Source organism: Eggerthella sp. 1_3_56FAA (assembly GCF_000185625.1).
In the GTDB taxonomy this organism is placed as follows: domain Bacteria; phylum Actinomycetota; class Coriobacteriia; order Coriobacteriales; family Eggerthellaceae; genus Eggerthella; species Eggerthella lenta.
This window is the reverse complement of record NZ_GL622579.1, coordinates 561,142-577,554: the sequence shown is the minus strand read 5'-3', so window position 1 is coordinate 577,554 and position 16,413 is coordinate 561,142. Positions and strand designations below refer to the sequence as shown.

Here is a 16,413-nt window from a genome sequence, read left to right as displayed (position 1 = left end):
GCTCAAGCCGCAAACCGCGCGCGCCGCATCCTCATCAAAATGCTCGACCGGCGCGATCGCGGCGTATTGGCGCGCGCTTCAATGTGGGCGCGTCGGGCCTCGGTCGTGTCGGGCCGGAATCCCGCATTCCGGGTGGCGGAGGAGCTGCCCGATTGGCCCCTGCCGCGAAAAACCGCGTTTTCTCCCATGTGCCGGACTTATGTGCACCTCTGCTTTGGGAAAACGCCCCTTGTGGGAGGTGGTGCGATCTTACGCCAGAGAAAACCGCAGGTCAGAAATTAACCAAGTCATACTTTTTCCTTTTCGGCGCCCTGAGAGGTGCGCATAAGTCGGGCACATGGTGTTTTTCGGCCCTTTTCGATGACGCGAGCGCGCACAACTCAAGGACTTGTCCCCGTTTCGGTTTCCGTGCGCTGCGCAAGGGGTGCTGGGGAGAGGGGCGGAGGCGGTTGCCTTTCATAGCGCTCGCTTCGCCTATCGCTGCACCAGTAAGCGGTGGAGCTCGATGCGACGGTTTGCCCATGCGTCCCAGCCCGGTCCGAACTTCTTGCCCAGGGCGCTGGCCACCAGCAGCGCGACGCGTTCGAATTCGTAGTAGTTTCGAGCTTGTCCCCAAGTGAGGGTCACGACCCGCGTGCCCAGGTGCTCGATGCCGTTGCGCCGGATGGCGTCCTCGGAGGCCTTTCGGTCGCCTCGATGGTGCTTGTCGCTGTCGTATTCCACGGAGATGTTCGCGCGGGGCCAAAACAGATCGGGAAGGTACGCCGATTGCGGCAGCGCACGGCGGTTTTTCCTCGTCACTTCGAAACGCGGGTTCAGCTGCGGTTTCTCCAGGCCGAAGCCTCCCATGCGCGGATCGAATACCATGGTTTCCGCGATGTCGGTCTCCATCGGCGACAGCGAGTTGTCGCACGCGTAGCGCAAGGCCCGCTTCACGTCGGCGGCTCCGCGCACTCCTCGAGCCTTGTCGGCGAAGCGCTCGATGCCGGCGACGGTCGTTGCGGGTGGCAACTCGGTGGCGTCGCCTCCTCGGCCGTCGGGCAGGCGGTATCGTCCGCAGAGCTCGTACAGGAATTCGACGAGCAAGGGGAACGGCGTCGACGGCGCGATCGACAGGCAGGTGAGCTCGGGCGAGGCGACCATCACGTGGCGCGACAGCTTGACGAAGGATCGCTCCGGTAATCGATGCGAGCACACGTGGAGCTTCGTCCTCTTGCATCGACGGCGCGACGACGCATCGGGCACGAGGAGGTGGATTGGCTCGGAGAGCCATCCGACCCCCGCCTCCTCGAGGGCTGCGAGGTCCGAGGCGCTGAACGGAGGCGTCTCGCGATCCTGTCCGAACGGCGTGGCCGCCCTCGCACGGGTCTTCGCGCTCGGATCGGCTCTCCTCCAGTATTCGACGGCCGACGCATCGGCAAGGTACAAGGTCATGTCGCTCCTTCCCGGTGGGGCCTACTGGGAAACGAATGACATCTTACCAGTTCAAATACTAAAAATATACCGATTTTGGCGCTGGAAACGCGCTGGGTTTTGGCTAGATCCGCGTAGCATTTCCGCTAGATCCGCGTCGGTTCTGCGCGGTTTCGCAGGTGGGAGGGGCGCCCTACGCCCGTTTGCGGCGCAGCAAGGCGCCGACGACGATGGATGCGATGGACAGCAAGCCCGTCGCAGCGAGCCACACCGCCCCCATCCCTATCCAGAACTCGGGCGGGTACATGGTGATGAGCAGCGAGTCGTAGGAGAACGTCCACGTGCCGTTCGCGAAGAACAGCGAGTGGAAGGCGGCGAAGAAGCCGTTGAAGTCCACGACCACCCATGCGGCCAGAAGCGCGAACACCGCGACGACCGCGATGCCCGCCGCCTGAGCCACGCCGCCGAGCGCACGGCGCCCCACGCGGACGGCCATGTGCGCGCAGGCGGCTACGGCCACGAGCGCGACGACGATGAGCCCGATGCGCGCGCCCGCCACGACGTGGTACACGTCGTCGAGGTGCGACAGGGCGTCGGCCGGCAGCGTGTACTCCTCGGGCGCGGCGGCCAGCTCGTCCGGGCTTGCTTCGGCGTAGGGGGTGCCCGCGCTCTCGTTGATGGCGTGCAGCATGGAGAACACGGCCTCGCGGTCGTTCGACCCTACGGTGTAGTCGCGCGTGGCGACGGCGGCCTGCACCAGCTCGTCGTGCGAGAACGGCGTGCCCGGGTTGCCGTTGCCGGAGAATGCCCCGGCCAGCATCTCGGTGGTCTGCGGGAACGCCGCGCATGCGGCGAACCCGGCCGCTACGAGCGTGATCGCCAGCGATGCGGCGGCCACCACGGCGGCGAGCTTGTTCATCAGATCGGTCATCTCTCGTCTCTCTCTTCTTGCGACGCTCCCGCGGCATGCTGCGCCGGCAGGGCGCCCCCGCCCCGCCGGCGCCGAAGTTCCTAGTCCACCCAGATCGTGGCGGCGGTCATGCCCTGCATGTCCTTCGAGATCGTGGGCAGCGGCCCCAGGCGGCTGAACACGCCCTGGAACACGCCGTCGTACAGGTACAGTCCGTTCAGGTTGTTGTACAGCTTCGGGGCGTCGGACACCTCGTCGTCGGCCAGCTGGTCGATGCCCGTGTCCGGCGGCAGCGTCTCGGTCTTGAAGGGGTGGATGTAGCGCTGCACGATGAACGGGAAGCCTGCGCGGCCGTTCGCGAACTTGTCGATGAGGCCCTCCCATTCCTCTTGCGACACGTAGCAGCCAGCGTACACGTCGTCGGCGCCGTAGTGGTCGGTGGGCTTGATGATCCACTCGTCCTTGTTCGCGCGGATCTGCGGCACGTTGATGTAGTCGTCGTCCAGAAACGCCGTCATCGGCACGGTCTCCTCGATGAGCGAGATCTCGTCGCCGTCCAGGAACTCCAGGGTTCGCTCGTCGAACAGCACCTTGAATATCTGCTTGTCGTGCACGATGTGCCCGGCGAAGCTGCCGATGAGCGCCACCTTCTCGGCGCGCACCGCGTTGAGAAGCTCCTGGGAGTCGTCCCAGTGGTCGATGACGTCGTTGGTGACGCAGCGCCGCCAGATGGCGTCGATGCGCTGGCCGTCCTTGTCGTGCAGCGCCTCGCCGTCGAAGGAAAGCTCGCGCACGTCGGCCACCACGCACTCGACGCCGCGCTGGCGGAACAGATCGGCGTAGATGTGGAACTCGTCCACCACGCCGTTCTCCAGGTAGTCGCAGATGGCGATGCGCGGGTTCTCCACGCGGCGGGCGTAGGTGGCGTAGATGTCCAAGAACGCCTGCACCCACGACTCGAACAGCTCGCAGCCCTCCACCCGGTGGCGGCTCGCGAACTCCTTGAACGTTTCTGACTGCGCCACCGACGTGGTGATCTCGCGGTTCTCGTTCATGCCCGACGAGCCGTCGGCGTTGAACTCGCAGAACTTCACCCGGTAGTCGTCCTCGTCCAGGAACGTGTCCACGCGGGCGAACGGCAGCACCGAGTCGTAGCCGCGCGGCAGCAGGATGAGCTCTTCCAGACGCGGGTCGAAGTCGAAGGCGCGCCGGTACTCGGGGTCGGCCAGGTAGCGCTCGATGACCTTGACGAGGATGCGGTGCGCGGTTTCCGCCGTCTCTTTCATCGTGTCGTAGGTTTTTCTATTGAACAGGCGGGGGATGAACGAGCACGCTACCACGCGGTGGTGCACGATGGCCGTGGAGCTCTGCATGTAGTCGTAGGCGGCGCGACGTCCGGCGACGTCGCCGCCGAGCGCGTCCATGATCTGGAAGTACTCGCGCGTGTAGTCGGCGTTGGTTGGCATGGCGATCCTTTCGGGACGCCGCTCCCGAAGCGGCGGGACGTGCTCGGGGCGGAGGCTGGATTTCAACCAAAAAGTCTACCACGAGCCGCGCGCCGCGATCGGGGAAGTTGCCGTATCGCCATATGAACGGCGAGGAGGCGGAATGTTGAGAAGGGCGGTGCTTTGGGGTGATCATGGGACTTGAAGAAACAGAATCGAAGTGTCTGGATGTTGATAAAATTGGCTTTGAAACTGCAAAAGCGTCCAATCGAAGGAAGGGGTAGCTTATGAGGGAGGATGAGCCCCGAGGCAGCGAAACCACACTTTCGTTATCTTTGTCCAAATCAATCAACGAAGAAGCGCTGTCTTCTTTATCGGGCATTGCCGAGGTCGGATTGGATTCGATCTTCGAAGAAGGGTTTCTGAAAGATATTCCCATTCTCGCAACGGTTGCTTCCGTCTACAGGATTGGAAAATCGGTTAGAGAGCGCCATCATCTTAAAAACTTTGCGATATTTCTTGACGAACTCAACACTGTTGATGATTCTCCCGAGTTCCAGGACAGATATAAACAATACTTTAGTTCAGGAGATCGAGACAAAGAGATCGAATACTTGATCATTATCCTCGATAGATTCGCTGAATCAGAGAAGGCGGTATTCTTGGCCAGGTTGTATGCTGGCTATATAAACCGTCATTTAGGATGGGACGATTTTAGAATGTACGCAAACATCATTGACCGCATCCTTCCCGGTGATTATGAAATGTTGAAATCGCAACGGTATTTTTCGCTTAATCGTTTTCTCCCGACGGACAAAAAGAATTGGGAGAGGTTGCCGAGGCTGGCTGGATTGGGATTGGTTGATAGAAGATCAACGCAGTTTGATGACAAGGGTAACGGGACTCTCGCTATTAGCAGTGGTGATGCTTACTTTGTTACCGACTTTGGTTCGCTGTTCGTTTCGATTATTGAAAAGCGGTTTTGATGCACACGATTGGGCTTTGAATTTCGGAATACGCGCCAATCAAGAAGCGGAGTTTGTTTCGTGGCATTCCGAATACTATTTGCATGCATCGGCAAAGGTGTTCTTCGACATGATGTGAAGCAAAGAAGTAGTCGAATGCGTTTATAGACCGAATGCCCGGATGCACTTTGTGTTTATTTTGGCGTCTGCGTTTTCACATTTTTCGGCTGCGTTGTGCTCGCTCGTGGGGGTTGCGCGCATGCGGGACTTTCGCTATTGCGCGCATCCTCCTTTCGGGGTACCATCGGCAAGGTTTCACGGGGATTCCGGCTTTTCGCGCGGTTCTCTGTTTTATCAAGAGTCGGGGGAGAGAGTTGGCTCTGTGATCCCGACACCAACCTGGCGGATACGCCAAGGTGGTCCGGCCTACAGCGATGAAGGAGGAACGTATGGCCGAAGAATGCTCTACCTATTTGTTCACGTCCGAGTCGGTCACCGAGGGTCATCCCGACAAGGTGTGCGACCAGATATCCGACGCGGTGCTCGACGCCATCCTGGCCAAGGAGATCGAGCTGGCGGCCGCCGGCTACGTGGCCCCCAGCGGGCAGCCCGCCGATCCCGCGCAGGTGCGCGTGGCCTGCGAGACCATGGCCACCACCGGCATGGTCATCGTCACCGGCGAGATCCGCACGCAGGCCTACGTCGACGTGCCCGCCATCGTGCGCGAGGTGCTGCGCGACATCGGCTACGACCGCGCGAAGTACGGCTTCGACTGCGACACCTGCGGCGTGCTGAACGCCATCCACGACCAGAGCCCCGACATCGCGCAGGGCGTCGACGAGAGCTGGGAGGCCCAGCACGGCCTGGACGAGGGCGACCCCTACGAGCGCGTCGGCGCGGGCGACCAGGGCATGATGTTCGGCTACGCCTGCGACGAGACGCCCACGCTCATGCCGATGCCGGTGTATCTGGCCCACCGCCTGGCCGAGCGCCTGACCGAGGTGCGCAAGAACGGCACCATGCCGCTTCTGCGCCCCGACGGCAAGACCCAGGTGTCCGTGCGCTACGAGGGCGGCCGCCCCGTGCATGTGGAGAAGGTGGTCGTGTCCACGCAGCATGCCGAGGAGATCGCCCACGACGAGCTGCGCGCCCAGATCGTCGAGAACGTGGTGAAGCCGGTGCTCGAGCGCGAGGGCGTGGCGCTGGCCGACGACGCCGAGATCCACGTGAACCCCACCGGCCGCTTCGTGGTGGGCGGCCCCATGGGCGACGCGGGCCTCACCGGCCGCAAGATCATCGTCGACACCTACGGCGGCATGGGCCGCCACGGCGGCGGCGCGTTCTCCGGCAAGGACTGCACGAAGGTGGACCGCTCGGCGGCCTACGCGGCGCGCTGGGTGGCGAAGAACGTGGTGGCCGCGGGCCTGGCCGCTCGCTGCGAGGTGCAGGTTGCCTACGCCATCGGCATGGCGAAGCCGGTCAGCGTGATGATCGACACGTTCGGCACGAACGCGGTTCCCGAGGCCGACATCATGGCCGCGGTGGACGCGACGTTCGATCTGCGTCCGGGCGCCATCATCGACGCGCTCGACCTGCGCCGCCCCATCTACCGCTTGACGGCCGCCTACGGCCACTTCGGCCGCGAGCTTCCCGAGTTCACGTGGGAGCGCACCGACAAGGCCGACGAGCTGCGTAAGGCCTGCGGCCTGGCGTAAGCGACAACCGTAGAAGCATGTGGCGAACCGCCCGGCGATCGCGCCGGGCGGTTTTGCTTTTGCGGCGCGCGGGACGGTGCCTCGGGGGGCGCTTCGCGTGAAGCGTGAGCGTTCGGCTATGCGCTTGGTAGGTCTGGAAGGGTTTCTGTCCCGCGTTCTCTCCCGCGCGCCGTTTCGTGCTGCCAGCCGGGCTCTTCGCTGTTGAACCGGGGTTAGCAGGGAAAGCGGGGATCGTGGGCGCGAATCGATGTCCGTGACAATTTCGGGGCTCGTTTCGAGCCGTTTCGGGCCGTTCGCGCCGGGCTTCCGGGAAGGCGCTCGACATATGCCCAGGTCGCTGAAACTCGGAACCGTCGCAATATGAGTTCGCCGAAGGCAACATTGTCATGGTGGTCGATTCGTGCCCACGGATCCCGTCGCCCGCCGCCCGGCCGGGAGCGGCGCCGCCCGGCCGGGCCCCCTCCGATCCCGGCTCGACGGCGAAAGGCCGATTCCAACCCTGGTTTAACAGCGGAGCGGGCTCGAAATGGCGAAAAGTCGCCGAATTCGGAAGACATCGTGCGTTTCGGTCGAGCTCGTTGCGCGATATCGAAAGTGATCTTTCCGGTGACCTGTCCTTATTCGACAGGAGCTTTCTCTGTGCGCTTGAGGTTCGCTTAAGAACTTCCGAATCCGATGGTTTTTCGTCAACGGTAGCGTGTTCCGCGGTTAAACCAAGATTGACATAGCCCAGGTCGGCTCGTCCCTCTCGCCGGCGGTTCGGAAGCCCTCTTCGGCCATCGACCAGGTGCTCGTCTCGCCTGATCGCCAGCCGCCCGATAGGGAAAGCGGCGTGCGGCGGTGCATGTCGATCCTGGTTTAACAACGGATAGCGTGTTCGGATGCGGGGGCGAGCGGAATGCCAAGGGATTTCCTGCGGTGGAGCGGTAGGGCTCCTGCGGCAGCTCGGGGTTGGGATATACTGGGGGCATGAAACTCGCATCCGTCATCTTGGACATACCCACGCAGGCGCTCGACGCGCCGTATACCTACGCCGTCCCTGAAGAAGCGGGCGACCAGCCGATCGAGGTCGGCTGCGCCGTGCTCGTGCCGTTCGGGCCGCGGCAGGCCGTCGGCTTCGTCATCGGCATCGAGGAGCGCGCCGAAGGCGATTGGCCCGCAGGTCTCGACCCTGCCAAGCTCAAGGGCATCGTGCGCGCGGTGAGCCGCCCGTACTTCGACGAGGAGGGGGCTGCGTGCGCGCAGTGGCTCTCGGAACGCTACATCGCGCCGTTGTCGTCGTGCGTGCGCCTGTTCACGCCGCCTGGCGGCGTGCCGCGCATGGTGCGCGCGCAGGGAGGCTACTGGCGTCTTGAAGAGCCGACGGTGGGGGAAGTCGACGACCGCTGGGTGGTGCCGGGGCCTGCGCTCGCGGACTTCGAGCCGCGCAAGAACGCCGTGAAGCAGGCGTCCATCGCGGCCGCGCTCGAGCGCGGCGAGCTGCGCGTGGCCGAGCTGACGGCCGAGTTCGGCGCGGTGTCGTCGCCTCTCAAGGCACTGGAGAAGCAGGGCGTCGTGCGCATCGAGCACCGCCGTCGCATGCGGGGCTTTCAGGTTCCGTCGGCCTGCCGGCCGACGGAGCGGGCCGACGCCGCGGCTTCCCGCAACGCCCGATATACGGCCGTCGACGAAGGCTCGCGCACCGAAGTGCGCCACGTTTCCGTCATCGACCCCGGCTCAAGCGCTGCGGAAACGCTCGCTGACTCACTGCGCCAACCAGCGGCCGTCCAACCTGCGAGCCTCCAGCCCGCAGGCGCAGTCCAACCCGCAGGCTCCTTCACCCCCTCGCCCAAGCCGCCGCTGACGCGGGGGCAGGCTGATGCGCTCGCGGCCATCGACGCGGCGCGCTCGCGCGGCGCGGGCGAGGTGGTGCTCGTGGACGGCGTCACCGGCTCGGGCAAGACCGAGGTGTACCTGCAGGCCATCGAGGAGACGCTGGCCGCCGGGCGCACGGCGTGCGTGCTCGTGCCCGAGATATCGCTGACGCCGCAGACCGTGGCGCGCTTCCGTGGCCGCTTCGGCGACCTGGTGGCCGTCATGCACTCGCGCATGAGCCAGGGCGAGCGCTACGACCAGTGGGATTTCATCCGCTCGGGTGCGGCGCGCGTGGTCGTGGGCGCCCGCAGCGCGCTGTTCACGCCGCTTTCGAACCTCGGTCTCATCGTCATCGACGAGGAGCACGAAGGTTCCTACAAGCAGGACAGCGCGCCGCGCTACCATGCGCGCGACGTGGCTGTGTGGATGGCGCGGCGCGCCGGGGCCGCCGTGGTGCTGGGAAGCGCCACGCCCTCCATTGAGGCGCTGCACGCCTGCGCGAAAAACCCCTCATGGCATCAGGTGAGCCTGCCCGAGCGCGCGAACGGCAAACCGTTGCCCGAGGTGCAGGTGGTGGACATGGCGAAGGAGTTCAGCGGCGGGTCGCGTTCGATGTTCGCGCTGCCGCTGGCCCGCGCGCTCGAGGAGGAGCTGGCCGCCGGCCGCAAGGCGGTGCTGCTGCTCAACCAGCGCGGCTTCGCGAAATTCTTGCTGTGCCGGGAATGCGGTTTCGTGCCCGAGTGCCCCTCGTGCTCCACGTCGCTCACGTACCACGAACGCGGCAACTTCCTGATCTGCCATCACTGCGGCTATCGGATACCCACGCCGCCCGTGTGCCCGGAATGCGGCAGCCCCTACCTCAAGAAGTTCGGCGCGGGCACGCAGCGGGTCGAGGCCGAGCTGCGCGTGCTGCTCGACGAGATGCCCGGCGTGGACCCGGGGGTGCCCATCGTGCGCATGGACGCCGACACCACGAGCGGCAAGGGCGCGCACCAGCGTCTGCTCGAGGAGTTCGCCGCCGCCGACGCCGCCGTGCTGCTGGGCACGCAGATGATCGCGAAGGGCCTCGACTTCGAGGACGTCACGCTCGTGGGCGTCATCAACGCCGACACCATGCTGAAGCTGCCCGACTACCGCGCCTCCGAGCGCACGTTCGACCTTGTGGAGCAGGTGGCGGGCCGCGCGGGCCGCGCCGAGCTGCCGGGCCGCGTGCTGGTGCAGACCTACGAGGCCGACGCTCCCGCCATCCGCGCGGCCGCCGCCTACGACCGCGCCCTGTTCCTGCGCGACGAGCTGCCGAAGCGCCGCCTGCTGGGCTACCCGCCCTACGTGCGCATGGCGAACGTGCTGGTGTGGAGCAAGGACGAGCCGGCCGTGCGCCGCGTGGCGGCCGAGCTGCAGGCGGCGCTGGAGGAGGCGGTGCGCGACTTCGGCGGCGACGGTTGGAGCGTGCTGCCCGCCACGCCGTGCGTGCTGGCGAAGCTGCGCGGCACGTACCGCTGGCATATTGTGGTGAAGTGCCCGGCTGACGCCGACCTGTCCGATGCGCTGCTGCCCCTCTTCCGCCGTCGCAAGCCCGACAGGGATGCGAACGTGGCCGTGGACGTCGATCCCGACGATCTGCTGTAGCGCGCTCGCGCCGCGGCTTGCTGACGTTCGGCCTACCAGCCCTCCATGAACCAGGCGACCGTGAACGCCACGCGCTCGCCCCAGGCCAGACCCGCGATGTCCTCGTCCGCAATGGGCGCGCGCAGCGAGGATCGGTTCGCGTACGCCCAGTCGTACAGCGCTGCGGAATCGACGAATCGCTGCGGCTTCGAGGACGACCCCAGCACCACGGCGTAGTACTTGTGCCCGTCTCCGCGGTTCACGGCCGACGCCGCGCAGGGCCCGGCGGCCAACGTGTAGCCGGTCTTGGCCGCGCACGCGCCCGGGTAGCTGCCCAGCAGGGCGTCGGTGTTCTCCAGCGCCAGCGTCACGGGCGCCCCGTCGCGCTGGACCGTGATGTCTGCCTGCGAGAACCCGATGTTCGCTCGGACGAGGTCGATCTGCATGGCCGCGCGCAGCATCGTCGCCACGTCGGCCGCGCAGCTGTACTGCCCCTGGGCGAACGCGTCGAAGTCCAGGCCGTGCGGGTTCGCGAAGAACGAGTTCTCCAGCCCCAGCTCGGCCGCCTTCGCGTTCATGGCCTCGACGAACGCCGCCTCGCAGGCGTACGCGTCGCCGCCCGACCCCTCCTGCGCCAGCATCCGCGCTCCGGCCGCTTGGGCGATGGCCGATGCCGCGTCGTTGCCCGAAGCCGTGAGCAGCGCCTTCAGCGCGTCGTCGAAGGTCATAGAGTCGCCTTGCGCGAGCCCGGCGCTCGATTCGCCGACGCTGGCGGCTTCGGGCGTGACCTCGATCATCGTCGATGCGTCCAGCCAGTCCGCCGCCACGATCGCGGTCATGATCTTCGTCAGCGAGGCGATCTGCGCGGCGTCATCGGCGTTGCGGCCGAACCACAGCGTGCCGTCCTCGTCCATGAGCGCGGCACAGGATGCGTCGAAGTCGGGAAGCCGGTCGGGCGGCAAGGCGCGCTCGGCGGCGCTGAGACGGAGCACCATGTCGTCCTCGTTCACGGAACCGAAGGCGGCCGCGAGCGGCAGGCACGCCAGGAGGCCGACCAGGGTCAGGCAGGCGGCTGCGCGGAGATGGCGGCGTCGGGCGTTCATCGGCTGCTCCTCGGGTGCGTGCGGAGGGTTCGTCTGCGTAACAGTATACGCGCTGGAGAGCGTCGCATGGGAAGCGGCTTAAAACGGTTTTATCGGTTCTTGCGGGCCTCCGTTCATGTCGGATCGTAGGTTTTCGGCAAGACCGTGGTATCCTAGCTGATCGTGAGACGTTCTCGCGGGTGTCGAAGGAGGGATGGGCTGTGGGAAAGAGAGCGGCGCGTTGCGTCTGCTCGGCGATGGCCGCATTGCTGATGGCAACAACCGTCTTCGTCGTTCCCGCGGCGGCCGATGTCGGCGGTTCGCGGGATGCATCCGAGGACGTTCGAGTGGTGCGCGTGGCGTTCCCCGAGGTCGAAGGCATCAGCGAGACCGATGCCGACGGCGTGCGCTCCGGCATCCTCTACGATTGGCTCGCGGAGGTTTCCAAGTACACCGGATGGACCTATGAGTTTGTGGACGGCGATGTCCAAAGTCTCATGAAACGGACGTCTGCGGGAGAGATCGACCTCATGGGCGGCATGTACTATCGGGAGCAGCTCGTCGATTCGTTCCAGTATTCGAACTTCGCCATCGGTGCGAACCACGCCCTGCTCATCAGCCTCGAAGAGAACGACGATGTCGTCGTCTTCGACTCTCGCACGCTCAACGGCAAGACCATCGGCGTGTTCGAGAACGCTACCGAGAAGATTCGCTGTCTCGAAAACTACCTCGATTTCAACGATATCCACTGCATCGTCCTGCCGCTCGACTACGATGCCTACTCGAAATGCCTGGACGACGGCACCGCCGACGTGGTGCTGGGCGGTGACGTGGACGTCACCGAAGGCCGCAGGGTCGCCGCCGAGTTCGACGGCGAACCGTACTACATAGCCATGCCGTTCGGAAGCGATCTGAAGGACGATCTGGATGCAGCGATGACGTCGATCTACACGGCGAATGCCGAGTTCGCGAACGAGCTCGATGCAAAGCACCTGCCGTCCCGCCGCCAATGCGCCATCAAGTTCTCCGAAGCCGACCGTGCGTTCATCGACAACGCAGGCGAGATCAGCGTGGCCGTCATGCAGGGCCGCTACCCGCTGTACTACGAGCGCGACGGACTGTACCAGGGCATCGTGAAGGATGTGCTCGACCTGGTCACCGAGCGCACGGGGCTCGCGTTTCGCCTCGTGCATGCCAGTACGTACCAAGATGCCGTCGACCTGGTTAAATCGGGGGAAGTGGACATGATGGGCGGCTTCTTGGACGACGGCTACGCGGCGGACGGCCAACAGCTCGCCATCACCGAGAGCTTCGCGTCGCTCAACGAGGTGGTGTTCCGCAACAAGCTGGCTTCCTCCGGGGAAACGGTCTTCGCCCAGATCGAAGGGCGTGATGGCACCGACGGCGTGGAGGCTTCCGAGGTCGTGCACTACCGTACCTACGAAGACTGCCTCGAAGCGGTGAACTCCGGACGCGCCGACGCCACCAGCATGCCCGTCGCGTTCGCGGAAGGCCTGTTCATCGACCACTCGTTCAGCAACATCACGCCGGCAACCTCCGAGCATCATGAGGCGGGCCTTTCGTTCGCCCTCGCCAAGCCCGTGGACACGGAGCTGTACTCGATCATGAGCAAGGCGGTGAACAGCTTCTCGCAGGACGAGCTGGACACCATCGCGTCGCACAATAGCATGCCCTCGTTCGGCAAGCAGCGCACTATTCAAGCGCTCGTCTCCGAGAACCCCTTGCTCGTCGTGGCGTTGAGCCTCGTGCTGTGCCTGTTCGTGGGCGCTATAGTCATCGTGGTGTCGGTGGCGAAGGTGCGCAACCGCATGATGGAGATGAAGCTGGAGAAGGTGGAGGAGATGGGTCGGGCGAAGACCGACTTCCTCTCGCGCATGTCCCATGAGATCCGAACGCCGATGAACGCCATCATCGGGCTTTCGAGCGTGGCGTCGCTGTCGGGGGAAGCCACGCCGTCCATTCGCTCGAGTCTCGAGAAGATCAACATGTCGGCCCAGTTCCTGCTGTCGCTCGTGAACGACATCCTCGATATGTCGAAGATCGAGGACGACAAGATGCGCATAGAGACGGCGCCGCTCCGCCTGCGCTCGCTGGCCGAGCGTCTGCAGAGCATGTTCTTTCTCCAGGCCGAGGACAAGGGAGTCCTGTTCGAGACCCGCTGCGATGCCGACGACGTCGTGGTGGGCGACGACGTGCGGCTGCAGCAGGTGCTGGCGAACCTCTTGTCCAACGCGCTCAAGTTCACCGATCCGGGGGACGCCATCCGGCTGAGCGTGGTCGTGCTCATACGCGACGAGGGAAGCGCGCGCGTGCGCTTCAGCGTGGAAGATACCGGCGCGGGCATCCGCGAGGAGGATCTCGAGCGCATTTTCGTGTCGTTCGAGCAGGCGTCCGAGAATCGCCGCAACGCGCAGGGGACGGGTCTCGGCCTGGCTATCAGCAGCAACCTCGTACGACTCATGGGCGGAAGGCTGGACGTGCAGAGCCGCGTCGGCGAGGGTTCGGAGTTCTTCTTCGTGCTGGAGCTGCCGACGGCCGACGAGGAGGCTTTGGGGGACGAGGAGACCCCTGCGGAAACGGCCGACCGATCGCTTGCGGGCACGCGCGTGCTGCTTGCCGAAGACAACGATCTGAACGCCGAGATCGCCGTGGCGCTGCTCGACATGCAGGGCGTCGAGGCGCGGCGTGCGGCGAACGGGCGCGAAGCCGTGGACATGTTCGACGCTTCGGAGCCGGGAGCGTTCGATTTCGTGTTGATGGACGTGAAGATGCCGTTGCTCGACGGCCTCGAGGCGGCGATCGAGATCCGCGCGCTCGATCGGGAAGACGCTCGCACGGTGCCTATCATCGCGCTCACGGCCAACACGTTCCAGGAGGACCGCGAGGACGCGGCCGCTGCCGGGATGGACGGCTTCATCCCCAAGCCCTTCGATGCCCAGCAGCTCTACGAGACGCTGCGCAGCTACCTGCCGCGCAAGGGGTAGGCCCACGGTTGCGGCGCAAGTTCGCGAGCCTCGCAAAACCTGCGCAAGCGTCATATTCGTCAGCAAGATGACGGAAAAGTGTGGTATATTATTTGGCTGTATCTTTGCGCCTGGTGCGTATGTATACTCATGCCCTGCGCGCAGTCCGGTCGGAAAGGAAGATCACGTGGCCCAAGCCTCAAGCAAGCAAGCCCAAGAGCGGAACAACGCGGCGGTTGCCTCGATCGAAGCCGAAGACATCCTGGAGGAAGACGCCCTCGACGACGAGCCCGATGTGGTCGACGCCGGCGACGGACTCGACGACGATAAGCTTGAAAGCCCCCTGTCCGATGACAGCGACGACGAAGACCTGCTCGAAGGCATTCCTGAAGAGGAGCTTAAGGCGACGGTCGAGGTTCAGCTGCCCAAGGTGGCGGGCAAGAGCAAGGTGCGCTCCGTGCGCAAGCGCAATGCCGACGCCAGCGTGACCATGCTCACGGGCGACCCCGTCCGCATGTACCTCAAGGAGATCGGCAAGGTCCCGCTGCTCACGGCCGCCGAAGAGATCGACCTCGCCATGAAGATCGAGGCCGGCGTGGCCGCCATGGAGGAGCTTGAGAAAGCGGAAGACGAGGGCATCGAGCTCGAACGCCGCGAGAAGCGCCGCCTCGGCCGCATCGAGCAGGTGGGCATCGACGCGAAGCAGCAGCTTATCGAGGCGAACCTGCGTCTCGTCGTGTCCATCGCCAAGCGCTACGTAGGACGCGGCATGCTGTTCCTCGACCTTATCCAGGAGGGCAACCTCGGCCTCATCCGCGCCGTCGAGAAGTTCGACTACACGAAGGGCTTCAAGTTCTCGACGTACGCCACCTGGTGGATCCGCCAGGCCATCACGCGCGCCATCGCCGATCAGGCCCGCACCATCCGCATCCCCGTGCACATGGTGGAGACCATCAACAAGCTCGTGCGCATCCAGCGCCAGCTGTTGCAGGAGCTCGGCCGCGAGCCCAGCCCCGAGGAGATCGGCAAGGAGATGGGTCTGCCCGCCGAGCGCGTGCGCGAGATCCAGAAGATCTCGCAGGAGCCCGTGTCGCTGGAAACGCCTATCGGCGAGGAGGAGGACTCCCAGCTGGGCGACTTCATCGAGGACGACGCCGCCGTGGTGCCGCCTGACGCCGCCTCGTTCAGCATGCTGCAAGAGCAGCTGTCGAAGGTGCTCGACGGCCTGGCCGAACGCGAGCGCAAGGTGATCAGCCTGCGCTTCGGCCTGGAGGACGGCCATCCCCGCACGCTCGAGGAGGTCGGACGCGAGTTCGGCGTCACGCGCGAGCGCATCCGCCAGATCGAGAGCAAGACGCTGGCGAAGCTGCGCCACCCGTCCCGCTCGAGCAAGCTGAAAGACTACCTGGAAGATTAAGGTTCCGGCGGCCTGACGGCCGTCGGAACGGGCCGACGCTGCGAAGGACCCCGGCGCCCCGCCTTGGCGCGATGGCGAAGACTCGCGTACGCAACGTACGCTTCGCCTTCTCCATCCCGCCAATTCGGAACACCAGGGTCCTTCTCGCTGACTTGCTACGCCAACCTGCGGCATGCGAAGATTGGATCTGCGCTGTATGGATAACGAAAACCTCGAACTGTTCGCTAGCTGCCTGTCCGGTTTGGAGGCGCCGCTCGCCGAAGAGCTGAAGCGTCTGGGCATCAAGCGCGTGCGCCCCCTCGGCGGGGGCGTCGCCTTTTTCTGCGACGTGCGCCATGCGTTGTCGGCGTGCCTGTGGTCGCGGCTGGCTTCGCGCATCCTCGTGGTGGTGGGGCGCGTGAACGCAGGCGATGCGAACCTGCTGTACGAGGGCGTGCGGCGCATCGCCTGGGAGGGCGTCATCGTTCCGGGCGCGAGCATGTCCGTGCAGGCGCACGGCATGAACGACGAGCTGCGCAACACCCGGTTCACGGCGCTCAAGGTGAAGGATGCCGTATGCGACCGTTTGCGTGAGATGCGCGGCGAACGTCCCGACGTCGACGCCGATCATGCCGACGTTTCGGTGGATGTGCGCGTGCGGGAGGGGCGCGCCACGATCTCGCTCGACCTGTCGGGCGAATCGTTGTACCACCGTTCCTACCTCACGCCCGACGACGGTCCCGACGCCCCGCTGTCGTGCGCGCTCGCGGCCGGACTTCTGGCGCTGGCAGGTTGGCGCACCCGCGGAAGCCGCGGCGAGGCGCTGGTCGATCCGGCGTGCGGCGACGGCTTCCTGGTGGTGGAGGCGGCATCTGCCGCGTGCGACCTGGCTCCGGGCCTTACGCGCGAGCGCTGGGGTTTCTTCGGCTGGGTGCCTTCGGATCCTGACGTCTGGAACGAGCTCATCGACGAGGCGGACGAGCGGTTCGAACGCGGCCTCGCGTCGGCCACGGCGCCGGGCGCGCTCGACGGCCCCGCGTC

Annotated in this window: 10 protein-coding genes and 1 riboswitch; of the genes, 6 read left to right on the top strand and 4 right to left on the bottom strand. The window is 65.1% G+C overall.

The window, feature by feature from the left end; all coding sequences use genetic code 11:
* Positions 1-474: 474 nt before the first annotated feature.
* The 3 genes from HMPREF1023_RS02490 to HMPREF1023_RS02480 form a co-directional block, all read right to left on the bottom strand.
* Entirely contained in the window at positions 475-1,434 is a 960-nt protein-coding gene (locus HMPREF1023_RS02490) for a hypothetical protein (RefSeq protein WP_009304571.1), read from the bottom strand.
* Between the two features lie 172 nt (positions 1,435-1,606).
* Positions 1,607-2,344 carry a DUF1461 domain-containing protein gene (locus tag HMPREF1023_RS02485; RefSeq protein WP_009304570.1) on the bottom strand — a complete coding sequence of 246 codons (738 nt, stop codon included), beginning with the start codon at positions 2,342-2,344 and terminating at the stop codon, positions 1,607-1,609.
* A gap of 80 nt (positions 2,345-2,424) precedes the next feature.
* Positions 2,425-3,789 carry a glutathionylspermidine synthase family protein gene (locus HMPREF1023_RS02480; protein WP_009304569.1) on the bottom strand — a complete coding sequence of 455 codons (1,365 nt, stop codon included), beginning with the start codon at positions 3,787-3,789 and terminating at the stop codon, positions 2,425-2,427.
* 266 nt (positions 3,790-4,055) lie between these two features.
* Here HMPREF1023_RS02480 and HMPREF1023_RS02475 point away from each other — a divergent pair, with 266 nt between their 5' ends.
* The 3 genes from HMPREF1023_RS02475 (at position 4,056) to priA (ending at position 9,931) form a co-directional block, all read left to right on the top strand.
* Positions 4,056-4,754, top strand: coding sequence for a hypothetical protein (locus tag HMPREF1023_RS02475; protein WP_009304568.1), 699 nt, complete (start codon positions 4,056-4,058; stop codon positions 4,752-4,754).
* 327 nt (positions 4,755-5,081) lie between these two features.
* A riboswitch (SAM riboswitch) is annotated at positions 5,082-5,174 on the top strand.
* A gap of 8 nt (positions 5,175-5,182) precedes the next feature.
* On the top strand, positions 5,183-6,448 hold the full coding sequence (metK, locus tag HMPREF1023_RS02470) for a methionine adenosyltransferase (RefSeq protein WP_009304567.1): 1,266 nt from the start codon (positions 5,183-5,185) through the stop codon (positions 6,446-6,448).
* A 969-nt stretch (positions 6,449-7,417) separates the two neighbouring features.
* A complete protein-coding gene (gene priA / locus HMPREF1023_RS02465) occupies positions 7,418-9,931 on the top strand; it encodes a primosomal protein N' (protein ID WP_009304566.1) in 2,514 nt (837 codons plus the stop codon).
* A gap of 32 nt (positions 9,932-9,963) precedes the next feature.
* On the opposite strand, the gene HMPREF1023_RS02460 is transcribed toward priA, so the two are convergent.
* Positions 9,964-11,013: a D-alanyl-D-alanine carboxypeptidase family protein gene (locus tag HMPREF1023_RS02460; protein ID WP_009304565.1), complete on the bottom strand. Its 1,050-nt coding sequence runs from the start codon at positions 11,011-11,013 to the stop codon at positions 9,964-9,966.
* 200 nt (positions 11,014-11,213) lie between these two features.
* On the opposite strand from HMPREF1023_RS02460, the gene HMPREF1023_RS02455 reads away from it, so the two are divergent.
* From HMPREF1023_RS02455 to HMPREF1023_RS02445, 3 genes are all read left to right on the top strand, one after another.
* Positions 11,214-13,997: an ATP-binding protein gene (locus HMPREF1023_RS02455; protein ID WP_009304564.1), complete on the top strand. Its 2,784-nt coding sequence runs from the start codon at positions 11,214-11,216 to the stop codon at positions 13,995-13,997.
* A 166-nt stretch (positions 13,998-14,163) separates the two neighbouring features.
* On the top strand, positions 14,164-15,393 hold the full coding sequence (gene rpoD / locus HMPREF1023_RS02450; RefSeq protein WP_009304563.1) for an RNA polymerase sigma factor RpoD: 1,230 nt from the start codon (positions 14,164-14,166) through the stop codon (positions 15,391-15,393).
* Positions 15,394-15,589: 196 nt separating this feature from the next.
* Positions 15,590-16,413: THUMP domain-containing protein (locus tag HMPREF1023_RS02445; RefSeq protein ID WP_009304562.1), on the top strand; the 824-nt coding region annotated here is incomplete at its 3' end.